Origin of the sequence: Zeaxanthinibacter enoshimensis (assembly GCF_004362865.1) — a bacterium.
In the GTDB taxonomy this organism is placed as follows: domain Bacteria; phylum Bacteroidota; class Bacteroidia; order Flavobacteriales; family Flavobacteriaceae; genus Zeaxanthinibacter; species Zeaxanthinibacter enoshimensis.
In genome coordinates this window covers 1,223,095-1,247,746 of sequence record NZ_SNYI01000001.1, presented here as the reverse complement: position 1 = coordinate 1,247,746, position 24,652 = coordinate 1,223,095, and the positions used below count along the sequence as shown (strand labels likewise).

Below are 24,652 nucleotides of genomic sequence, written 5' to 3'. Positions count from 1 at the left end.
TGGTGTGTTATAAGGTGAGTAATAAAAAGCCTTTTTCATCGAGTTGCAACATGTCTTCCCATATCACTTCCTCTCCACTGATCACATCTCTCATCTTTTTCCCCTCTAACCCCATTTCGGAGTATCGTTGCAGCGGGATTAATACAGGTTCATCGTTCTTGTTCAGAAACAGGACTACCGTTTTCTCGTTTAAAGTTCTGAACAAGGTGTACACCCCATCCTGGGGAGCAAAATGCCTGGTTTCACCCTTGTGAAGTACCTGGTTTCCTTTTCTGAAATTCAGTAATTTTTTCATGGTCTGCTGCATGTCTTGCTGAGCAGCACTTAAACCTTTTCCGGTGAAGGCATTTATCTTATCCCCATCCCATCCGCCGGGAAAATCAGTCCTGATAAGACCATGATCACCTGGTTTACTGGAATTATCCATCAAAATTTCTGTTCCGTAATACACCTGTGGTATCCTGGGAACCGTAAGGATATAAGCCAGGGCCATCTTCGTAAGTACCCGGTCCTCATCAAGCTGGGTGAATAGACGGTCCATATCATGGTTATCCCCGAATAGCATTATGGATTGGGGATCGTGGTAATAAAAATCATTGGCAAGTGCTTCATAAAGGGTATTGAACCCGCTATCCCATCTCTCTTCCTCCTTCAAAGCATTGACCAGGGTCTGCTGCAGGGGGAAATCCATGGTTGTTTTCAGATTAGACTCGTAATCCCCGGAAGAGGGCGATCCCGATTGCCAGTACCCGACTAATAAGGGATTATAACTCCACTCTTCGCCAACTATATTGAAATCCGGGTATTCATCCATGATCCTGCCGGCCCAGGCAGACATAAATTCCTTGTCCGGGTAGGGATATGTATCCTGCCTGATCCCCCCTAACCCTAGGGTTTCTATCCACCAAAGACTGTTCTGGATAAGATAGGTAGCCATAAAAGGGTTATCCTGGTTGAGATCCGGCATGGAGGGCACAAACCAACCATTATCCATGAGCTCTGCGTCTGCCTTTGAAGCATAAGGATCCTGGTTTACGGTCCTTCTATGATTGGTCACTGGAATATCTTCCCCCTTTTCAAAGCCCTGCTGGAAATGTATCCAGTCTTTAAAAGGCAGGTCTTCCATCCACCAGTGCTTAACTCCTATATGATTAGCCACCTGGTCCATCACCAGTTTAATACCGCGTTCGGACGATTTCTCGGCCAGTTCCTTATACTCTTCAAGAGTACCGAACCTCGGATCCACACGATAGAAATCGGTTATTGCGTAACCATGGTAAGAGGCCCTGGGCATATCATTGATAAGCAGTGGACTGGACCAGATTGCCGTGAAGCCCATCTCGTCTATATAATCCAGGTGGTTGATGATTCCCCGGATATCACCCCCATGCCTGCCGTAATCATCAGTACGGTCCACTTTTAACTCCCTAAGGCCTTCGATCTTATCATTGGCAGGATTACCGTTTGCAAAACGGTCTGGTGTGATGAGGTAAATCACATCACTGCTGTCAAAACCCTTATATTCTTCAGCCGCTTTATCCCTCGCTTTAAATTCGTAAGGAACCCGGATCTCTTTCCCCTTCTTCAGAAGTACAATATCCATAACCCCGGGCCGGACTTCTGAAGACAGTTCCAGGTCAATAATAAGGTAATTAGGACTGTCTGCAGGGAGGACCTTTCGGACCACCACCCCCGGACTTTCTACTTTAGCCGTGTAACTACCCAGGTCAGGCCCATGAAGCATCAGCTGGAGACCATTATCCTTAAACCCCACCCACCAGTTTGGAGGTTCAACACGATTTACCTGGGCGCTTACCGTCATTGTGGCTAAAAGAAATAATACATAGACAAAATTGAATACAATAGACCTGTTCATGCCCTGCTTCATAGAAATTTACTTAATGATGCCACTAAACTTCAGTTGCAGTCCCCGGCTGAAGCACTACCTTCTGTCCGTTTAGACGCAAAGACATTTCCTCTTTCGCATCCAGGGTAAGAACTGTCCTTTCCTTGCTGATATGAACCTTAAGTATCCTGTCCCTGAAGTTGATCTTGAAGGAATAGGATTTCCATTGCTTCGGAATCCTGGGGTTAAATGATAATTTATCATTCCGGATCCGCATCCCTCCAAATCCTTCAACAATACTCATCCATGTTCCGGCCATAGAAGTAATATGAAGTCCTTCTTCCACTTCCTTATTATAATCATCCAGGTCCAGGCGGGATGTTCTCAGGTAGAAAGCATAAGCTTGTTCCATCCGGTCCAGCTTGGCAGCCTGTATACTGTGAACACAGGGAGATAACGAGGATTCGTGAACAGTAAAGGGCTCGTAAAAATCAAAATGTTTCTCGAGTTCTTCCTCTGTGAAATGGTCCTCGAAGAAATAGAAGCCCTGTAGCACATCTGCCTGCTTAATATAGGGCGATCTAAGTATTCGGTCCCAGCTCCATTTCTGGTTGATCGGACGTTGTTTCTTATCTAAATCTGCCACGGTGATCAGCTCCTTGTCAAGGAAGCCATCCTGCTGCAGATAGATCCCTTTCTCTTCAGAATACGGGAAATACATTTGGTCTGCCACCTTCTTCCACTTCTCTGTTTCGGTCGGACTGAGTTTGGTCTTCCCTGTTATTCTCTCGTAATCTTCGGAGTAACCATCCTTGACTTTCTGTAGCTGTTCAAGGGTATAATTTATACACCACTTGGCAATGTAATTGGTGTACCAGTTATTGTTCACATTATTCTCATATTCGTTCGGTCCTGTGACACCGAGAATAACGTACTTCTGTTTATGTTCAGAGAAACTAGCTCGCTGGTGCCAGAACCTCGCTATTCCGATAAGTACTTCCAGGCCCATTTCAGGGATATAGCTGTAGTCACCGGTATATCGGTAATAGTTGTAGATGGCATAGGCAATGGCCCCGTTCCGATGGATCTCTTCAAAGGTAATTTCCCACTCGTTATGACATTCCTCACCGTTCATGGTGACCATAGGGTAAAGGGCAGCGCCATTATTAAACCCGAGTTTTTTAGCGTTTTCTATGGCTTTTTCCAAATGGTTATAGCGGTACTTTAAAAGTTTCCTCGCCACCAGTTGGTCCTTGGTCGACATATAAAAAGGAAGTCCGTATGCCTCGGTATCCCAATAGGTGCTTCCGCCGTATTTCTCCCCGGTAAATCCTTTCGGACCTATATTCAGCCGGGAATCTTTCCCCGTGTAGGTCTGGTTCAGGTGGAATATATTGAAACGGATACCCTGCTGTGCCTTCACGTCTCCTTCTATAGTGATATCGCTCATTTCCCAGATAGAAGCCCAGGCTTCCGCCTGTTGTTTTAGCATCGCCTCAAAGCCTGCCGTGGTAGCCTGCCTGAGAACAGATTTTGCTGCGTCGACCAGTTCTCCCGGTTTATGGTTCCGGGATACCGTATATCCACCGAATTTATAAAGTACGGTTGTTTTACCTTGAGCAGTTTCCTGGGTGTATGTATGGCCAACCCATTTCTCTTCTGTACGTTCTTCTGGTTTTTGATCAACCTTGTTCCCATCGTATTCCAGGCTGCATTCCATGAAGGTACAGGTATCAAAGTGGGTCTTCATGGTATGGGCTTTGATAAAGGCCTGCGACCCTTCTGAAAGCACTTCCGTAGTATTCCAGAATTTATCATCCCAGTTAGTATCCTCGTTTGTGATACCACTATCCAGGTATGGAATAAATTTGACCTTTGCATCCCCGCTAAGAGGGGTAACTTCGTATTTGATGGCCCCTACTTCATCCAAAGCCATACTCAGAAAGCGGGTAGCCCTGACTGCCACCTTCATTTTATTCGGCATGGTGGCCTCAAAACTCCGCCTGTGCCATCCCTCTTTCATGTTCAGTTCCCGCTTGTAATTATCAACTGCCGTACAGCTGTTCAGATCTAATTCCTCATCATTGATAAATACCTGGATACCGATCCAGCTGGGAGCATTGATCACTTTGGCGAAATATTCCGGGTAACCATTCTTCCACCAGCCAACCCGGGTCTTATCCGGGTAATAGACTCCGCCTATATAACTCCCCTGGAAAGTCGGGCCACTGTAATTTTCCTCGAAATTGGCCCGTTGCCCCATGGCACCGTTCCCTATACTGAACAGACTTTCAGACGATTTTACTCTCTCTTTGTCAAAACCTTCTTCTATAATGGACCATGCATCTGCAATGATGTAATCTTGATTCATAACTTCTGTATTAATTCTTTTATAAACGCTAATTCGATCTCGGTGAAATCTTTAAAATTATAATCTGCTTCGGTCAGTATATCCGGGTGACCAATGCCTATACTTACCATCCCGGCAGTATTCGCAGCTTCTATTCCCGCCAGGGCATCTTCAAAGACCACGCAAGATTTCACATCAGCTCCCAGTTCCTCAGCAGCGATCAGGAAGACCTCCGGATCAGGTTTTGCCTTGGTTACGGCTTTCCCGTCTACCACGGTATCAAAATATTCGGTAAGCCCCACTTTTGCCAGGATAGCCCTGGCATTCTTACTGGCAGAACCTAATGCCATAGGTATATCTCGCTCTTTCAGGTAATCCAGGACCTTCATCACCCCGGGCAGGATCTCTGAAGAATCCATGCCTTCAATATACGATAAATAGTCTTCATTTTTAGAGATCAGCCAGGCGTCAAATTGTTCTTTGGAAACGGTCAGCTGACCCATCTCCAGCAACTGCTGCAGGCAGCGTTTTCTGCTCACCCCTTTAAAAGCCTCGTTGGCCTCTTCATCAAATGGTATACCCAGTTCATCGGCCAGTTTTTTCCAGGCCAGGTAGTGATATCCGGCAGTATCAACGATGACACCATCCAGGTCAAATATGAATCCTATATTTTTCATTTATTACGTTTATTCTCACCTCCACCGCGACCTGATCCAGACAAACATTACATATAAATTCATTGCCCTGGTATGAACAACAGGCAAAGCAGCGGGAGATTGTTAATCATTAACACTCTGGTCAAACACCCCTTTGGCAAGTAGGTAGCAGGGGATCGGACTGCGCCAAAAATAGAAATTAATTTTAAGTACGGGACCTTGTGAGAAAGCGAGCATATAGGCCTCCTCTTTCCGAAAACGTTTTCATGACACGGTGGATTCAATATTTCATACAAGGACTGATCAATTTCACAAATGGCACGATTATGTCCGGAATGCCCGCCGGCTCTTATTTTTAGAGTATCCATCCGTCCTTACAGCAACCCGCAGAAGAACATAATTGCTCAATTATGTTAAATTTTGCTTTTTATTGAATTTTTCATGGTTTTGCGCATTTTTTTTACCATATCCTTAAAAATGGTGCAGAATTAATCCTTTATATATTTATCAACACGAAAACGTTAGAGTTAGCCGCATTGCCCATTATTGCATGAATTTAACATTAATTTTACATACTTTACGCCGCGTTAAGCTCAATAATAAGCAAACTAAACTCACTTCTATGAAACAAGTTAAGCAGTATCTGTCACTGCTGCTGTTCCTTGTGCCTGCTCTGATGCTGGCCCAGGTGAATGTCAGTGGTACGGTTACCGATAGTGGTTCGGGGGAACCACTACCCGGGGTAAGTATCGTCATCAAGGGTACTACCACCGGTACAACAACCGATTTTGACGGTAATTATTCGATTAATGCCCAGAACGGGGACATTCTGCAGTTCTCTTACATCGCCTTTAAAACAAAAGAAATCAGGGTTACCGGTTCGGAACTCAATGTCACCCTGCAGGAAGACACAGAACAACTGGACGAAGTGGTGGTCATCGGGTATGGCTCTGTCCGGAAGGAAGATCTTACAGGAGCGGTTAATCTGGTAACGTCCAAGGACTTTAATAAGGGGCAGGTATCTTCTCCCCAACAGCTGATCCAGGGTAAGGTAGCCGGAGTCTCTATCGTTAACGGTGGAGGAGCTCCCGGGGAAGGTTCAAATTTCCTCGTCCGGGGTATTGGATCTCTGAACCTCAACTCGAATCCACTTTTCGTTGTGGACGGGGTCCCACTTAATGACGGTGGTGTTGGAGGAAGCCGTAACCCGCTAAACCTTATCAACCCTAATGATATCGAGGCCATCAGCGTACTGAAAGATGCATCGGCCACCTCCATTTATGGATCAAGGGCCGCCAACGGGGTGGTATTGATCACGACTAAAAAAGGAAAAGCCGGTGAATTCTCATTTAACCTGAGAACCAATACCTCTGTATTTGAGCCAGTGAACCAAGTAGATGTTCTTAACCCAGCGCAATTCAGGAAACTGGTAAGGGACACCGGGAACCAGGATTTCATAGACCGCCTGGGCAGTGCTTCTACAGACTGGCAAGACCTGATCTACCGTACCGCCTTTGGATCAGACCACTCGCTCAGTGCTGTAGGGGCTGCATTCGGGGTTCCGTTGAGAGCATCATTGGGTTACTCTGACCAGGATGGGATCCTGAGCGGTGATAACTTTAACCGTGTAACTGCTTCTGTAAACCTGACACCAAGGTTACTCGATGATCATCTGAAATTCGAGATAAATGCAAGGGTTGCACGTACTGAGAATACCTTTGCTGACAGGGGTGCTATCGGATCAGCAGTATCCTTTGATCCCACCAAGCCGGTATACGATCAGAATTCACCCTTTTATGCATTTACCGATGAGAACGGGACCGATTTCGGCTATTACACCTGGCTGAATGCTGCAGGGACCAACCAGCTGAACCTTGCTCCCACTAACCCGGTAGCCATCCTGGACCTCATCGATGACCAGGCAACCGTAGATCGTTTTGTCGGTAACCTGAAGGCCGATTACCAGTTGCACTGGGTTCCCGGTTTAACCGCCACGGTGAACGGGGGTTACGATCTCTCTAAAAGTGAGGGAGGGAAAATCATTCCAAATAATTTCCCCACTGCAGCCACCGGATACGATGGCCGTACAGAACAATATACCCAGGAAGCTAAGAACTACCTGTTCGATGCTTACCTGAACTACAAAAAAGAATTCGGAGACCACAACCTGGATGTAACCGGGGGGTATTCGTACCAGCGATTTGAATTCGACAACTTTTCCAATAACGTGGAGCGCATTCTCAATGCAGATGGTTCTCTTAACGACGAGGCTTCCCTTAATGAAACCTTCATCGACAAGTCCCGTAATGTATTGCTGTCCTATTTTGGGCGACTTAATTACGATTTTGACGGGAGGTACCTGCTGACAGCCACCTTAAGGGCAGATGCTTCTTCCAAACTGAACCCGGATGACCGGTGGGGCTACTTCCCGTCAGCGGCTTTGGCCTGGAACATCCACAACGAGGATTTCCTTGCAGAAGGTCCCTTTGACCAGCTGAAACTTCGTGTCGGTTATGGAGAAGTTGGAAACGTGAACGGCCTTGGAGATTACAACTTCCTGACCCGTTACGTGATCAGTACTCCGAGTGCCCAGTACCAGTTCGGTGACTCTTTCTACAGGACCTACCGCCCGGAACCGATCAATGAAGATCTTCGTTGGGAGGTCGGTAATACCCTGAATGCCGGTATCGACTTTGCTGTCCTGGAAAGCCGAATCTCTGGTTCTGTTAACGCTTATATCAAAACGACGGAAGACCTTATCGCCACTACGGTAGTTGACCCTTTTACGAATTTCGGGAATACGATCAGCGCGAACATCGGGGATATGGAGAACCGTGGGGTCGAGGTAGAACTCAACCTGGTACCCGTCCGCACCCAGGACCTGGAATGGAGCATCAATTACAATATATCTGTCAACGATAACGAGATCACTCGTCTTCCTGACACCCAGGAGGTCGGAGGCATATCGGGAGGTGTTGGTAACACTATTCAGCGTCACCAGGTAGGAGCTGCTCCTTTCTCGTACTATGTCTACAAACAGATCTACGATGCTAACGGGAAGCCTATTGAAGGTGCTTATGCAGACCTTAACGACGACGGGCAGATCAACTCGGAAGACCGTTACCTGTACAAGAATCCATATGCTGACGTCCTGATGGGTCTGAGCACTAACCTTACCTATAAGAACTGGGATTTTTCAGCAGTCTCCCGAGCCAGTATTGGTAACTACAACTACAATAACGTAGCCAGTACCACTGCACTCAACGGGGTCTTTTCTAATGACATTCTCAGGAACATCCCTGCAGACTACCTAAGGACAGAATTCCAGCAGTTTACAGAGACCAACCTCCTGAGTGACTACTTTATCGAAAATGCCTCTTTTTTCAGGCTCGATAATATAACTTTAGGATACACCCTGGCAGAAGGTTTCTTTGGCAATCCGCTGCGTTTTTATGCATCGGGGCAGAACCTGTTGGTCGTGACCAATTACAACGGACTTGACCCGGAGATCACAGGCGGAATCGACAATAATTTTTATCCAAGACCGCGGGTATTGACCATCGGTTTAGATATCAACTTTTAAAATACAGCCATGAAAAAGTACACACTATTATTGGGAGGCCTCTTGCTGCTGTTCGGCATCAATGCCTGCACCAGCGATCTGGACCAGACACCTATAGATCCGGACCTGTTTACAGAAGTAGACGTATATAAGAATGCACAGGAGGCAAAAGGTGCCCTGGCTAAACTCTATGCAGGGTTGGCATTGACAGGTCAGCAAGGTCCGGCGGGCCAGGCAGATATCAGCGGGGTTGACGAGGGATTCTCTCAATTCTCGCGGATGTTGTTTAACCTGAACGAACTTACGACAGACCACGCGGTAGTCGGCTGGGGAGACCCGGGACTGCCCAACCTGCATGCGATGAACTGGGGAGCAGGGAACGACTTTACCACAGCGATGTATTTCCGACTGTCGCAGGTAGTTTCTTTCTCCAATTCCTTCATCTCCAATGCTGCGGTATTGTCCGATGATGCCGAAGTTGCGGCCTACATCGCCGAAGCACGATTTATCAGGGCTTACGCTTATTACAACCTGATGGACCTGTTTGCGAACGTTCCCCTGGTAACCGAAATCACAACAGCTTTACCGGAGCAGAGCAACAGGGAAGAGATCTTTGCTTTTATCGAAAGTGAACTGCAAGGCATTGAAAGTGACCTTAAATCACCCGGAAGCAATGAATATGGACGCGTAGACCAGGCTGCTGCCTGGGCATTGCTTTCCAGGTTATACCTGAACGCAGAAGAATTCGTAGGTCAGAACCGCTATGCCGATGTGATCACTAACGCAGACAAGGTCATTAACAGCAGTTATAGCATTAACACTAATGATGGCAATGGTAATGGGTCTGCCTATGACGAACTGTTCCTTGCGGATAATGATACCAACGGGGCGCAGAACGAGTTCCTGTTTGTACTGACCTTTGACGGTATTAACCAGCAGACGTTCGGGGGAACTACTTTCCTTACCCATGCACCGCTTGGAGGGGATATGGATCCTGTACTCTTCGGGGTAAACGGGGGCTGGAGCGGTTATCGCACTACCAAGGGCTTTGTCGATCAGTTTGATTATGCTGTTACTGAGCGGGACGGAAACAACCACCCGGTAGCATGGAATGATGCCAGGGCACAATTCTTTACCGAAGGCCAGAACTACGAAATTGAAACCATTGCCAATACCTTTGAAGATGGTTACGCTTTGGCCAAATTCAAAAATGTAGATATTAACGGGCAGCAGGGTAGTGATACTTCCGGAGACTTCGCGGATATCGATCTTCCTTTGATCCGATTAGCCGAGGTATACCTGAACTATGCGGAAGCAGTGGCCAGGGGTGCAGGCGGAGATATGGCAAAGGCCACTTCACTGGTAAACGAACTGAGGACCAGGGCAGGTGCACCCACCATAACATCTGCAGATATAGACCCGGATTTTGTACTGGCAGAACGATCAAGGGAGCTCCATTGGGAAGGACTGAGAAGGACAGACCTGATCCGCTTCAACCTGTTCACTACAGGATCTTATCTCTGGCCTTTTAAGGGAGGTGCCCAGAACGGAAGAGCCGTAGAGAGTTTCCGTAAAATATTCCCCTTACCGGAAAACGTACTTTTAATCAACACCAATCTAACTCAAAACGAAGGTTACTAATACTGAACAATTATGAAAGCATTTACAAATTATTTAAAGATATTCATGGGGGTCCTTGTATTGACCTTCGGGATGGTTGCCTGTGACAAGGAGGATTACCTCATCTTTACTGCCCAGGAACCCAGTGAGGCGATAAGTTTTACAAATAACGCCTCAGACACCTATTTGCTGTCAGCTGACAGCCGGACAAATATTGCAGAGCGTTTTGTATGGAATAAACCCGATTTTGGTGCTCCAACCACAGTGAGCTATGTAGTAGAAGGTTCTGTCAATGAAGATTTCAGTACTGTGGATTACAGTTCCGGAACTCTGAATGAGACCAACCACGCCGTTACCATTAACAACCTGATCGCACTTGCCACAGCAATGGGGCTTGATGCCGATCCGAATACTAATGGTCCGGATGGTCAGCCGAATAACAGCGGGGTTGTGTATTTCCGCGTTAAAGCCTTCGTAGGAAGTGCTGATGCAGTCAATAATGCGTCTTCAGTTTCTGACCTGATGCCTCTTAATATCGTAATGGTAGAAGCATCTTCTGGCGGAGGTGGATCCGGCGTTGAGAAATCGAGCTGGGGAGTTGTCGGTTCCGCTGCCAATGACTGGGGCAATGCAGGACCAGACCTACCTTTCTACACTACGGATCAAGCCGATGTTTTTGTAGCCTATGTGAATCTGAAGGATGGGGCAATGAAGTTCCGCGAGAATAATGACTGGGGTAATAACCTGGGTGATGACGGGGCAGACGGAACCCTGGAACCTGGAGGTGCCGATATCATGGTTACTGCCGGTGATTATAAAATTGTTCTTGATCTTAATTCCAACACCTATACAATTGAGCCATATAGCTGGGGTGTTGTAGGATCTGCCTATAATGACTGGGGTAATAATGGTCCTGATGCGAAGTTGTTCTACGATTATACTACGGACACCTGGAAAGCCGGTGTTAAGTTGCTGGACGGCCTGATGAAAATAAGGTTGAACAATGACTGGGGAACTAACTTTGGAGATGACGGAGCTGACGGCACCCTTGAAAACGGCGGTGCTGATATCCCTGTTACTGCCGGGTTCTACACCCTGACCGTAAATTTCAACGACAACACCTATACGCTGGAAAGTTCAGATTTATGGGGGATCGTCGGTTCAGGTTATAACGATTGGGGTAATGCAGGACCGGATTTCATGTTCACCCCGCTTGGCGAGGACAAATGGATCGCGGAGAATGTTACTTTAATTGATGGTATGATCAAGTTCCGGATCAATGAGGACTGGGGTGTTAACCTGGGTGATGACGGAGCAGACGGTACACTTGAGGCTAATGGCGCAGACATTGCGGTTACAGCCGGAACCTATGATATCATGCTCGATTTTTCAGGAGCAGATCCTACTTACACCTTTATCACCAAGTAAGTTCAATTCATTCCTATAATGCTTAAGGGCCGTTTTTTACGGCCCTTTTGTTTCAATACAAAATACTATGAGATTATACGGTTTTCTCTTCCTCTGCTTAATTGGACTGTTCACTACAGCAGCTCAGACCATCACATTAGACCCTCCCGTTTTCTCTGAGAATACGGAGATCACGGTTACCGTTTCAGATTTTGATCCCATGGCAGAATGGGGCGTGAACGATCTCTATCTCTGGGCCTGGTATTTTGACTCTGCAGGTAATTTTGCCGGTAATGCCCAGGCTACCGGAATAGATTTTGGAAACAGCCCGGAATCTGCAAAATTTACCGATAATGGTGATGGGACATATTCCTATACCTTCACCCCCGCCATTTTCTATAATGACACCGGGATTTCAAGGATCGGGTTGCTGGTAAAATCGAAAGATGGCAGCCAGCAGACCACAGACTATCTCTATGATGTTGGTGGATACCAGATCGGCCTTACCTCCCCTTCCAAAGATTTAACGGTGGTCAGTGCGGGCAGCAGTTTTGACATTGAAGCTACGGCCTCCGAAATATCAGACTGGAACCTTTATGCCGATGATGTCCTTATCGATACAGCAACATCAACGGAAAGCTATTCCTATACCCTGGTGGTGAACCAGACCACTAATTTCCGGCTTACTGCCACTAATGGAGGTGATACCCTTGAAGAATCCTTCACGGCTGCCATTGCCCCTACAGTTACGGAAGAAGCCGTTCCTGCCGGCTTAAAAAACGGGATCAATCCCGATCCATCAGATCCGACAAAAGCGACCCTGGTCTTCTACGCCCCGGGAAAGGAATTTGTTCACGTGATCGGAGACTTCAACAACTGGTTGGTCAACCCCGATTACCTTATGAAGAAAGATTCGGCTACCGATCAATTCTGGCTTGAATTAACAGGACTCACACCCCAATCCAACCACCTGTACCAATACCTTGTGGAATACGATATCAACGTAGCAGACCCCTACTCCACCCTGGTCCTGGATGGGTATGGCAATGACGCTTTCATTGACGAAACCACTTTTCCGGCCCTGCCCGACTATCCTGCGGGACAATCGCATGCCATCACGGTTCTACGTACCGGTGATGCTCCCTATAACTGGCAGGTTAATGATTTTGAAAAACCAAAGAAGACAGACCTGGTGATCTATGAATTACTGGTCCGTGATTTTGATGCTTTACACAGTTTTGATGCAGTCAGATCCAGGTTAGATTACCTGCAGGAATTGGGAGTTAACGCCATAGAGCTGATGCCGGTCAATGAATTCGACGGGAACGAGAGCTGGGGCTATAACCCTGCCTTCCATATGGCACTGGATAAATACTACGGTACGGCCGATGCATTAAAACAGCTGGTCGATGAAGCGCACGCCCGCGGAATGGCAGTCATCCTGGATGTGGTGTACAACCACGCCTCCGGTCAACACCCCTATTACCGCATGTGGAATACAGATAACGGGGGGACAGGAGGACAGGCCAGCCAGGACAATCCCTTCTTTAATCCATCCGCCAAACACTCCTACAGCGTGTTTAACGACTTTAACCACCAGAGCCAGGCCACCCGGGATTATGTCAACCAGACCCTGACCTACTGGATAGAAGAATTCCGGTTAGACGGCATGCGCTGGGACCTGACCAAAGGATTTACCCAGAACTGTTCTCCTTCTGACCAGAACTGCACGAACAGCCTGCAGCAAGACCGGGTGGAAGTGTTGCAAGGATATGCTGATACCCAGTGGGCCTCAGATCCTGACTTCTACGTCATATTTGAACACCTGGGAGGGATACAGGAAGAGATCCTGTGGGCAGAGTACCGCAAGGATGAAGGCAAGGGCATCATGCTCTGGAATAAGCTGACGGAACCTTATAACGAAGCTACCCTGGGGTACCATGAAAACGGGAAATCAGATTTCTCCGGGGTATCCTACCTGCAGAAAGGATTTGTACGGCCATCGGCAGTCTCTTACATGGAGAGCCATGATGAAGAACGACTTATGTTCAAAAACCTTGAATTCGGTAATTCGGGCCCAGACAATTATTCCGTGAAAAACCTGGCCACAGCCCTGCAACGAATGGAAGCCGCAGGAGCTTTCTTCTTTACGGTCCCCGGTCCTAAAATGATCTGGCAGTTCGGGGAACTGGGTTATGACGTATCTATTGATTTCAACGGCAGGGTCGGCAACAAACCCATTCGGTGGGAATATGCAGACGAGCCTGCACGCAAAGCAGTCTATGACACCTGGGCAGACCTGGTTAGCCTCAGGATAAACGAACCTATTTTTGAAACAACTGATTTTGACCTGGACCTGGGGAACTCGAATGGGCTAAAGAAGATACATCTTGCCCTGGCATCTGCAACAGCAGATGAAATCGGGTTTGTAACCATCATAGGAAATTTCGGGGTCGATGTTCAGGAGATCAACCCTGAATTCCAGGAGACGGGAGTTTGGTTTGAATTCCTTAACGGCAACCGTAAATATATAGTCACCGACCCCAATAAATCCATCCAACTGCAACCGGGCGAATTCAGAATTTTCGGTAATAATCCAACTGCCTTATTCCCCGACGAGAATATTCCGGATGACGACCATGACGGGGTAGAGAATAGCTTTGACAACTGCCCTGCCACTCCCCTTGGCTCCATGGTAGACGTTAATGGTTGCGTGGTTTTTAACCTGCCTGCGGATAACTTTACCATAGAAACGGCAAGTGAAACCTGCAGGAGCAGTGACAACGGGAGTATAACGGTCATAGCCAATCAGTCACTCTCCTACACGGCTAATTTATCCGGACCGACATCCGCTGATCAGCAATTCACAGAGCAGTCGGTATTCGATGGTCTTACTGCCGGTCAGTACACCTTATGCATTACGGTTGATTCCGAGAGCAGCTACCAGCAGTGCTACGAGCTGGAGATCACCGAACCGGAAGACCTGTCGGTCAGTTCTAAGGTAAACAACAGCAATAAACTGCTTTCCCTGGAATTGAAAGGAGGCAGCACGTATACGATTTCTCTTGATGGCAGGCAGTATACGACCACCTCGGAATATTATGAGCTTCCATTAAAACGGGGCGCCAATAAACTGAAGGTGTCTACGGGCAAGGAGTGCCAGGGTGTATACGAGGAGACCATCTACCTCAGTAGTTCACCACTATATCCCAACCCGGTGAGTTCCCAACAGCTAAACGTTGAATTCGGGGAATCTTCCATAGGGGAAAGAGTACAGGTCGATGTTTATGACCTGGGCGGGAGAATACAACTCAGTACAGTGGAAGAATCAGTTTCCGCTTCTATGATCCTCGATATCTCCGGGCTTGCAAAAGGCACCTACCTGGTAGGTATAACAACAACAGACGGACAACAATTCCATAAACTTCTTATATTATGAAAAAGCTTCTTTTCTGGACCTGGGCAGCAATGATAGTTTCCTGCAGCAGCGGAGGGGATAGTGATCCAAAACCCGAACCGGTAGTCCCACCCAGTGCGGCCAGCCTTATATTTCCGGAAGATAATACCGAATGCCAGGAAGGTAGTATTATCTCGGATACTGAAAGCAGAGTTAATTTCCAGTGGAACGCTTCGCAAAACACGGACAGCTACCAGCTGGTGGTTACGAACCTGGAAACAGGGGTACAGCAGACGGCCAACACCTCGGAAACCGAACAGGATATCACAATACTACGCGGAACTCCTTATTCCTGGAAAGTGATCTCTAAGGCCTCCGGTTCCCCGGATACTGCAGAAAGTCCAGTCTGGAAATTTTACAATGCCGGCCAGCCTGTCGCTAACCATGCGCCATTCCCGGCCGAAGTTATCTCCCCCTCATCAGGGTCGGCCGTAGATCCGGGCAGCATTACTCTCACCTGGTCGGGAGCTGATATTGATGAAGACATAGAAGAATACGCGGTATATCTAGACCTGGTTAATCCACCGGTGACCTTATCCGGCATAACTTCAGAACAGTCAAGGACCGTTGTGGTTGAAAGCGGGCAGGTATATTACTGGAGAATTAGTACCAGGGATTCGGCAGGCAATACCACGGAGTCGCAGGTGTTCCAGTTCAGGACCAATTAATATACAGGGTAAGGGTTACGATGATCGGGTGGATTCCCGCTCGATCAGCGTGGCCTCGACCACTTCTGTACGGTATTCCTCCTCTCCCTCTTCAATGTCACTTTCCACTTTATCGATCAGCATCTTAGCGGCAATGGTTCCCATCTCTTCGCCGTGCTGGGCCACAGAACTCAGGGTGGGATTGGAAAGACGAGACAGGATCCCATCGGTAAAACCGATTACTGAGACATCCGACGGAACCCGGAGATCATTATCTTCTAAAAACCTGATGGTCCTGACAGCGAAGATCTCGTTTACACAGAGTACGGCATCAACTTCCTGGGTGGCAAAGAATACTTCGCTCAGCTTCTCATCTTCGTACTGGTACGGTAATCGCAGGATCAGTTCTTCCCTGACAGGGAGGTTATGTTCTTCGAGTGCTTTCCTGTACCCTTCTTCTCTTTTACTGCTCACATTGAGATAATCCTCTGTCGTGACCAGTGCAATTCTCTGCCTGCCATCTGCAATCATCTTACTGACCGCCATATGAGCTGCCGCCTGGTCATCTATGATCACCTTGTCACAATTGACTTCATCGGTGACCCGGTCAAAGAGTACTAAGGGAATCCCCTGGTCAGTGACCTGTTTCAGGTGGTTATAATCATTCTTCAGCTGGGTTTCTGCAGATAATGCCATAATAAAACCGTCTATACTGCCATTGGCCAGCATTTCCATATTGATCACCTCTTTATCAAAGGATTCATCGGAAACGCAGACAATAACATTATACCCCTTATCATTGGCGTATTTCTCTATACCGCGGAAGACAGTGGTAAAGAAATGGTGGACAATATCCGGGATGATCACCCCGATATTCTTGGTCCTCTTATTCTTCAGGCTGATCGCAATATTGTTGGGTTTGTAGTTATACAGTTTAGCGAATGCCTGGATCTTCTCCTTTGTTTCACGGCTTATCTCTTCGCTGTTCTTGAGCGCTTTGGATACGGTAGAAATGGAAACATCCAATTCCCTGGCGATGTGTTTGAGTGTTATTTTTCGTTTCACAGGATCGAGAAGTATTTAGAAAGTGATGCTGAAAGGTATGATAATCAACCTTAAAAGAAATACTAATTTTAACATTATCAAAGCAAATGCCTCGTGGATTTGGGAATTAAGGTTTTCTTAAGACAAGTAAAAATGTACTATATTTGTTAGCAGTTCGTAAACAATCACACATCAAAAAAACCATATACTCAATTAAATAGGAAAATTTTTGCGGGGTTGGTAACTTTTAAAAGTTATTAACACGAAACCGTTTTCGTGCTTTGCAATATTACAGAATTCATCATTTTAACAGGTTTTTTACATAAGTTTAACTCTAGGAACGAATTAACTAAACTCAAAATCAACAATTTATGAAGATTACACTACTAAAATGCTTTCTTTTGGTCGGGGCCTTGCTAAGCTTCGGATTGATGGAAGCTCAAGAGGTGTCAGGTACCGTTACGGACTCCAATGGTCCGTTACCAGGTGCCAGTGTTGTGGTTCAGGGTACCACTACGGGGACACAAACAGACTTCGATGGTAATTATACCTTGAGCAACGTAGATGCCAATGCTACCCTCGTGGTGAGCTATATTGGCTACAGTACACAGGAGGTCCCCGTCAACGGGCGATCAACCATTGACGTTATCCTACAAGAAGATGCCCAGGCATTGGATGAAGTGGTTATCATCGGGTATGGTACCACTACGGTAAAAGATGCGACCGGTGCAGTTTCTGCAGTAACCTCGGAAGACTTTAACAAAGGGGTCATCGCTTCCCCGGAAGAATTGATCCAGGGTAAGACCGCGGGGGTTCAGATCACACAAACCAGTGGAGAGCCCGGAGCCGGAGTTCAATTAAGGATCAGGGGAACCAACTCGGTTCGTTCTAACAACAACCCGTTATTCGTAGTTGACGGAGTGCCGTTGGCAGGGGATGATACCGCGCCAACAGGTGGTAACATCGGGGTAGGGACATCCACTTCGAGAAACCCGCTTAACTTCCTTAACCCGGCAGACATTGAGAGTATCAGTGTACTTAAAGATGCATCTGCTACAGCGATCTACGGATCCAGGGGTGCGAACGGTGTTGTCATCATCACCACCAAGACTGGTAAGGGAGCCCGTGGAGGACTCTTCGAGTTCAATTCCAGCCTTAGTATCTCTAAACCGGCAGAGCGTTATAACCTCTTATCTCGAAACGATTTCCTCGATGCGGTCGAGCAATTCGGTGGAGACAGGAACGCCCAGAATTTTGGAGCAAATACAGACTGGCAGGATTTCGTTACCCGTACGGTAGCATCCCAGAACCAGAACCTTTCTTACTCCAACACTCATGACAGCGGGTCTGTCCGTGCCACTTTCGGATACGGAAAACAATTTGGTGTTATAGAGAAATCTGATCTTGAACGTATCACCGCGAGGCTGAACGTGGTTCAGCGTTTCCTTGACGACAACCTGACCCTGAATTTCCAGGGAACTGCATCACGTGTAAACGACCAGGCCGCTCCTTTGAGTGGTAGTGCCGGTTTCCGGGGTGACCTCCTGGGGGCTGCTTACTCGGCTAACCCGACATGGCCAACCAATCCGGATTTTAATTCAGGTGGACAGTTAAGTCCGGCTACTATGCTGAGATATACACAGAACCTGACTACAACGGATCGTGCCCTGTTGAATTTTTCTGCAGAGTACAAGCTGACTCCGGAACTAACTGCGAAAGTAAGTACGGGTTATGACAGGTCTGAGGGTACAACAGTTGCAGTAGCCTCTGCAAAAGCACGTAACCTGGACCGTACCGTATTCGGTAATGGTCGTGGATCCTATAATGTTATAGATGTAGAGAACAAACTGTTAGAAGGTACTTTAAACTTCAAAAAAGAATTCTCTAATTCCAGTATTGATGCCCTTGTAGGTTATTCCTACCAGGAGTTTGGACGTAACGGTTTCAATTCTGAAGGATTTGGATTCGGAAGCACAGATCTGAATGTTATGGGAGACGATCTTGTAGAGACCGTAGACCTCATCAGGAATAATATAGACGGATCTTACCAGCAATTCGGTTTTGATTCCCGTAATTCACAGATTTTCGTCAACAGGTTGTTCCCAAGCCCGACATCAGACCAGATTGCTCCTCCGGGTGCTCTGGGAGTTCGTTCTTTGGCCGCGGATACTTTTGACGTGACAGACGAATTACAATCGTTCTTCGCAAGGGTTAATTATACCATTGCTGACAAATACCTTTTCACCGCTACCATAAGGGCTGACGGCTCGTCAAGGTTTGGTGGAAACAACCAGTACGGGTACTTCCCATCCGGTGCATTTGCCTGGAAGATCAGTGAGGAAGATTTTATGGGTGACACTTTCAGCACCCTTAAGCTGAGACTGGGAGCTGGTATCACCGGTAACCAGGAAGGCCTGGGATACGGTGGATTTATCCGTCGTGAGCGTTACGCCGGGTTTGGAATCCAGGACAACGGGAACGTTGATGCCCCGGGTCTCACCCCTGTAACCTTTGCTAACCCCGACCTTAAGTGGGAGGAAACACTGGATTACAACATTGGTTTAGATTACGGTTTTGTCAACGACAGGCTTAGTGGTAGTATTAACGTCTATCGTAAAGAAACCTCTGACCTGTTACTGAACATTGAAGCTGCACAGCCATCTCCCCAGCCACGATTCTTCCAGAACCTGGATGCAGTGGTGATCAACCAGGGGGTTGAATTTGATATCAGCTATGATATCATCCAGTCTGTAGACGCTACCTGGAATACTTCCTTCAATATTGCTTACAACGATAACGAGTTACAGGATTTCGGCGGACAAATTCCTGCCGGAACAATCCGGGGACAGGGTCTTTCTCTTGCATTTGCACAGATCCTTGCCGGTGGATATCCGCTCTTCTCTTATTACCTGAGGGAATTCCAAGGGTTCGATTCTAACGGTCAGCCCATTGGTGACGTACAGACTTTCGTCGGCGAAGACGCTCTTCCTGATGTAACCGCAGGTTTTTCTACCAGCGTTTCTGTAGGAAACTGGGATTTCTCCGCCTACCTCGCAGGTCAGTTCGGATTCTCTGTGTATAACAACACCGCGAACGCTTTCTTCACTGCAGGGGCTATTAATAACGCCCGTAACGTGACCTATGATGTCCTGACCAGCGGCGAAGGAGGAAATGCTGCGGCAGAAGTTTCTACACGTTTCCTGGAAAAAGGAGATTTTGTAAGGCTTCAGAACGCAACCCTTGCGTACAATGTGCCTCTATCAGGAGATGGACTGTTCCAGAGTCTAAGGCTCTCATTAACAGGACAGAACCTGTTCTTAATTACGGATTACAGCGGTTTGGATCCTGAAGTAAGTGTTAACCCCGGCTCCGGAGACCTGCTGAATGGTCTGCCTACTGCCGGCATCGATTACACTGCCTTCCCAAGGCCTAGAACGGTTACATTCGGACTAAACGCAACTTTCTAAACAAAAAAAATTGATGATCATGAAAAGAGAACAATTAAAGAAGCTTATGTTGGTGACCTTGTCCTCGGCATTTGTCCTCTCATGTACCGACCTCGAAATTTCGGAAAGTGATTCTATCTTCCCGGAAACATCGACAGGTGGATTTGATGGGGTGAATGACCCGGGTAGCGCGGTAGACCAGCTTTACAATGATATGAATGGCCAGTTCGGAGACCAGGCAAACCTGTTTGCCCTTTCTGAAGTTTCCACTGATGAGCTCCTGGTACCTACCAGGGGAACAGACTGGGGAGACAACGGGATCTGGAGAACGCTGCACACGCACACCTGGTCCCCATCCCACCAATTCATCCTGAACACCTGGAACCAGTTCAATCAGAACGTGTTCCGTGCGTCCGAGGTTATCGACTCGCGATCTAATGCTACAGCGGAGCAAGTGGCAAATGCCAAATTTGTCCGGGGTTTTAGCATGTGGGTGGTTATGGACCTCTTCGGCCAGGTTCCTTTCAGGGAGGTTGACGAAGGTCCGGATATCAGTCCCCGGGTACTGACCAGGGCTGAGGCTGCAGATTTTGTCATCAGTGACCTGACTGACGCTATCGCAGGGCTGCCCGTAGTAAATGCCAACGATCTTGAAGGCACCAAACGTGCCAGCAAGGCGGCAGCCCAATATATGCTGGCTAAGGTACTTCTTAACAAACACATATATACCGGGGGCGCTCCTGATACAGGAGACATGAACCAGGTAGTATCCCTGGTTGATGAGATCAACGGTGCCGGTTTTGACCTGCAGGAAGGATTTTTCGACATCTTTACGGAAACTGCAGATTCTGAAACCATCTGGTGGAGACCTGCTGCAGTAGGTAACCGTATCTGGAATACCCTGCATTACAACATGTCACCGGAAATAACCGGTGGAGGATGGAACGGATTTACTACTCTTGCCGAATTCTACGACATGTTCGAAGGCCCATCGGACAGTAATGTTGAAGGCGGAGCGCAGGAAGAACGTCGCGGAGGAGTACCCCTGGGCGGAACTCCCTTTGTCGACACTAATGATGATGGAGTGGATGATAACGTAGTCGGTGGAGTTGATAATAACGGTGACGGGTTTATCGACGGGTCTAACGTTGGTTACGGATTCCTGTTAGGGCAACAATACAACTATGATGGCTCTAAATTAAAGACACGCCCAGGTGGTGACCTTAACTTCACTAAATCTTTACCAGGTCTGGTTGGTAACGGTGAAGACACAGGTATCCGCGTAATCAAGTACAATCCCCGCCATGGTGGTTTTACGCCGCACCTGATCATATTCCGTTATGCCGATGCGCACCTGATGAAAGCTGAAGCTATCCTTCGTGGCGCCAGTGGTGGCGATGCTACCGCCCTTGTAAATGAGTTGAGAGTCCTCAGGGGCGCTACTCCACTGGGATCGGTAACAGAAGCTGACCTTCTCGAAGAAAGAGGTCGTGAACTTTATGATGAATTCTGGAGAAGGAATGATATGATCCGTTTCGGTCAATATACCAGGGACTGGGAATTCAAAGAGGCCACTGCTGTTGGAGATGAAACCAAGAACCTGTTTCCTATTCCTGTTAATGCCTTACTTTCTAACCCTAATCTGGTTCAGAATCCGGGCTACTAATACCTGATTTTAAGTGTTTATGAAACTCCGGGCTAAATACCCGGAGTTTTTTTATGCCTTAACCTAAGGTGATCCATTGGGATCTCCTCAGAATTTAGCTACCTTAATACTTCCTAATTAACTATTGGTGGAGCACTATTATATTGGATATGATATAGGCAGTTCAAGCATAAAGGCGGGCCTGGTCAATGCAAGAACAGGGAATAAGATCGGTCTTGTACAACACCCGGCTGAAGAACTTTCCATTCAAGCTCCCGAACCTGGCTGGGCAGAACAGGATCCCGATTTGTGGTACCGCCATGCCTGTGCTGCCACAAAGCAATTACTTAAAGATCATAAAATCCGGCCCGAAACGATCATCGGCATTGGAATATCCTACCAGATGCACGGGCTGGTTATGGTAGATGACCATGGAAAAGTTCTGAGACCGGCGATCATCTGGTGTGACAGCAGGGCGGTAAATATTGGCAACCAGGCCCTGCAAGGCCTTGGGGAATCCTATTGTTCGGAACACCTGCTGAACAGCCCGGGAAACTTTACCCTGTCCAAACTCCGCTGGGTCAAAGAGAACCAAGCTGAACTTTATAAACAAATGTACAAGTGGATGTTGCCCGGTGACTATCTTGCTTTCAGGTTGAGCGGGGTACTATGTACGACTATCCCTGGTCTCTCAGAAGCCATATCCTGGGACTTCCGGGATAACACTCCCGCCCATACCCTGTTAGATCATTATGGCCTTGACCCCTCTCATATCCCCGAAATAGTTCCGACATTTTCTGTACAGGGTAAGATCACGAATCAGGCGGCAAAAGAAACCGGGCTTACGACGGGAACACCGGTTCTCTACCGGGCCGGTGATCAGCCAAACAATGCGCTGAGCCTGAATGTCTTTGAACCCGGGGAGGTCGCCTGTACCGGCGGTACTTCAGGAGTCCTTTATGGTGTCAGTGAAAAGTCGGTAGCTATACTCAACTCCGGCATCAACAGTTTTGCCCATGTGAACCACCAACATGAATATCCGAGAATTGGCAAATTGCTTTGTATTAATGGAACGGGCATACAGTATCGCTGGTTACGGAAACTCCTGAAGGCAGAGTCCTACGACCAGATGAACGGGTGGGCAGCTGAAGTGCCACCCGGTTCGGATGGCCTGGTCACCCTACCCTTCGGCAACGGTGCGGAACGAATGCTCCACAACCGTACTCCCGGCACTTCTTTCTCCGATATAAACCTTAACGTGCACGACCATCGCCATCTCTGCAGGGCTTCCCTGGAAGGTATTGCTTTTGCTTTTGCATATGGGATGAAATTACTGAAATCAGAAGCCGTGGATACCAGGGTTTTGAAAACGGGCAACGATAACCTTTTCCGTTCCCCCGTTTTCTCGACCGCTCTGTCCACCCTGCTCGATAAAGAGATAGAACTTTATGATACCACAGGAGCAATAGGGGCAGCCAGGGCCTGTAAAGTAGAACAAGAAGGCTTGGAAACTTTAGGAAAAGAGGGGTTTAAAGCGCGGAAGATGAAAACCTACGTCCCTGATCATTCACAGGAGGAAATGTTACAGAAAGCTTATGCCCGTTGGTCTCAAATACTTGCATTTAATTTAAATGACTAAACGATGAAAAAATACATCAACGGGGAATACTTCCCTGGGATACAGACGATCAAATACGAGGGGCCGGATTCCGACAGTCCTTTTGCTTACCGCTACTACGAGGCGGATAAGGTGGTTGGTGGTAAAACGATGAGAGAACACCTCAGGTTCGCAGTGGCCTACTGGCACAGCTTCTGCGGTACCGGAGCCGATCCTTTTGGTCCGGGCACGATCACGCATCCCTGGGATGCCCCGGCAGACCCCATAGACGCCGCTAAAGCCAAAGCCGATGCCGCATTCGAATTTATTACAAAAATGGGCCTGGATTATTTCTGCTTCCATGATTTTGATCTTGTCCGGGAAGCCGACACCCTTGCAGGATCTGAAAAACTACTGCAGCAGGTCACTGAATACATTCAACAGAAGCAAAAAGACACAGGGATCAAAGTATTGTGGGGGACAGCCAACCTGTTTTCTCATCCTCGTTATATGAATGGTGCAGCTACCAACCCGGATTTCAGGATAGTTGCGAGGGCGGGAGCCCAGGTAAAACTGGCACTGGACACTACCATGGCGCTCGGCGGAGAAAATTATGTCTTCTGGGGCGGGCGTGAAGGCTATATGTCCCTTTTAAATACCGACATGAAAAGAGAACTGGATCATCTCGGCCGCTTCCTGGGAATGGCCAGGAATTATGCACGGGGACAGGGTTTCAAGGGCAATTTCTTTATCGAACCAAAACCCATGGAACCCATGAAGCACCAGTACGACTTTGATGCGGCAACCGTGGTCGGTTTCCTGGAACACTATGACCTCCTGGACGACTTTAAATTGAACCTGGAGGTTAACCATGCAACCCTGGCAAACCACAGCATGCAACACGAAATGGAGGTGGCAGCCATGCACGGCCTGTTGGGCAGCATCGATGCCAACCGCGGCGATTACCAGAATGGTTGGGACACCGATCAGTTCCCGAATAATATTTACGAGCTCACCCAGCTGATGTTGGTTTTCCTGCAGGCAGGGGGCTTAAAGGGAGGGGGAATAAACTTTGATGCCAAACTCCGTCGGAATTCTACCGACCCTGAAGATCTTTTCCATGCCCACATCGGCGGAGTTGATATTTTTGCAAGGGCACTGATTACTGCTGCCAGGATCCTGGAGTCTTCAGAATATATCAGTCTCAGGCAAGAGCGTTATCGTTCTTTTGACTCAGGGGATGGCAAACATTTTGAAACCGGCAAATTGAACCTGGGTTCCCTCTACGAGATTGCAGCAGGAAACGGCGAGATTCCAATGACCAGCGGACGGCAGGAACTGTTTGAGAACCTGATCAACCGGTATATCTGATAAA

13 protein-coding genes are annotated in these 24,652 nt (G+C 47.7%); 9 read left to right on the top strand and 4 right to left on the bottom strand.

The window, feature by feature from the left end; all coding sequences use genetic code 11:
* Positions 1-7: 7 nt before the first annotated feature.
* Genes CLV82_RS05460 through pgmB form a run of 3 tightly spaced genes read right to left on the bottom strand, consistent with a single transcriptional unit; the run spans position 8 to position 4,873 of the window.
* The gene (locus CLV82_RS05460) at positions 8-1,888 is read right to left on the bottom strand and encodes a glycoside hydrolase family 13 protein (protein ID WP_133643269.1); all 1,881 of its coding nucleotides are present in this window, start codon (positions 1,886-1,888) and stop codon (positions 8-10) included.
* Positions 1,889-1,910: 22 nt separating this feature from the next.
* Positions 1,911-4,217, bottom strand: coding sequence for a glycoside hydrolase family 65 protein (locus CLV82_RS05455; RefSeq protein WP_133643268.1), 2,307 nt, complete (start codon positions 4,215-4,217; stop codon positions 1,911-1,913).
* A complete protein-coding gene (gene pgmB, locus CLV82_RS05450) occupies positions 4,214-4,873 on the bottom strand; it encodes a beta-phosphoglucomutase (protein ID WP_133643267.1) in 660 nt (219 codons plus the stop codon). The genes CLV82_RS05455 and pgmB overlap by 4 nt, the downstream gene beginning before the upstream one ends.
* 601 nt (positions 4,874-5,474) lie before the next feature.
* Here pgmB and CLV82_RS05445 point away from each other — a divergent pair.
* The 5 genes from CLV82_RS05445 (at position 5,475) to CLV82_RS05425 (ending at position 15,566) form a co-directional block, all read left to right on the top strand.
* The gene (locus CLV82_RS05445) at positions 5,475-8,435 is read left to right on the top strand and encodes a SusC/RagA family TonB-linked outer membrane protein (protein WP_133643266.1); all 2,961 of its coding nucleotides are present in this window, start codon (positions 5,475-5,477) and stop codon (positions 8,433-8,435) included.
* 9 nt (positions 8,436-8,444) lie between these two features.
* The gene (locus CLV82_RS05440; RefSeq protein WP_133643265.1) at positions 8,445-10,055 is read left to right on the top strand and encodes a RagB/SusD family nutrient uptake outer membrane protein; all 1,611 of its coding nucleotides are present in this window, start codon (positions 8,445-8,447) and stop codon (positions 10,053-10,055) included.
* A gap of 12 nt (positions 10,056-10,067) precedes the next feature.
* Positions 10,068-11,462 carry a SusE domain-containing protein gene (locus tag CLV82_RS05435; protein WP_133643264.1) on the top strand — a complete coding sequence of 465 codons (1,395 nt, stop codon included), beginning with the start codon at positions 10,068-10,070 and terminating at the stop codon, positions 11,460-11,462.
* A gap of 67 nt (positions 11,463-11,529) precedes the next feature.
* Positions 11,530-14,880: an alpha-amylase family glycosyl hydrolase gene (locus CLV82_RS05430; protein WP_133643263.1), complete on the top strand. Its 3,351-nt coding sequence runs from the start codon at positions 11,530-11,532 to the stop codon at positions 14,878-14,880.
* On the top strand, positions 14,877-15,566 hold the full coding sequence (locus CLV82_RS05425; protein WP_243744147.1) for a hypothetical protein: 690 nt from the start codon (positions 14,877-14,879) through the stop codon (positions 15,564-15,566). The genes CLV82_RS05430 and CLV82_RS05425 overlap by 4 nt, the downstream gene beginning before the upstream one ends.
* A 15-nt stretch (positions 15,567-15,581) precedes the next feature.
* Here the strand turns inward: CLV82_RS05425 and CLV82_RS05420 are convergent, their stop codons facing one another.
* A complete protein-coding gene (locus tag CLV82_RS05420) occupies positions 15,582-16,610 on the bottom strand; it encodes a LacI family DNA-binding transcriptional regulator (RefSeq protein WP_133643262.1) in 1,029 nt (342 codons plus the stop codon).
* Between the two features lie 350 nt (positions 16,611-16,960).
* Between CLV82_RS05420 and CLV82_RS05415 the strand changes: the two genes are divergently transcribed.
* The 4 genes from CLV82_RS05415 to xylA all read left to right on the top strand — a co-directional run bounded on the left by CLV82_RS05415 (position 16,961) and on the right by xylA (position 24,648).
* Complete coding sequence (locus CLV82_RS05415; protein WP_133643261.1) at positions 16,961-20,056, top strand: SusC/RagA family TonB-linked outer membrane protein; 3,096 nt, start codon at positions 16,961-16,963, stop codon at positions 20,054-20,056.
* Positions 20,057-20,075: 19 nt separating this feature from the next.
* Complete coding sequence (locus CLV82_RS05410; RefSeq protein WP_243744146.1) at positions 20,076-21,701, top strand: RagB/SusD family nutrient uptake outer membrane protein; 1,626 nt, start codon at positions 20,076-20,078, stop codon at positions 21,699-21,701.
* A gap of 127 nt (positions 21,702-21,828) precedes the next feature.
* Positions 21,829-23,319 carry a xylulokinase gene (locus CLV82_RS05405; RefSeq protein WP_133643259.1) on the top strand — a complete coding sequence of 497 codons (1,491 nt, stop codon included), beginning with the start codon at positions 21,829-21,831 and terminating at the stop codon, positions 23,317-23,319.
* 3 nt (positions 23,320-23,322) lie between these two features.
* Positions 23,323-24,648 (top strand): xylose isomerase, encoded by a 1,326-nt coding sequence (gene xylA / locus CLV82_RS05400; protein ID WP_133643258.1) that lies wholly within the window; start codon positions 23,323-23,325, stop codon positions 24,646-24,648.
* The last annotated feature ends 4 nt before the right edge of the window (positions 24,649-24,652 follow it).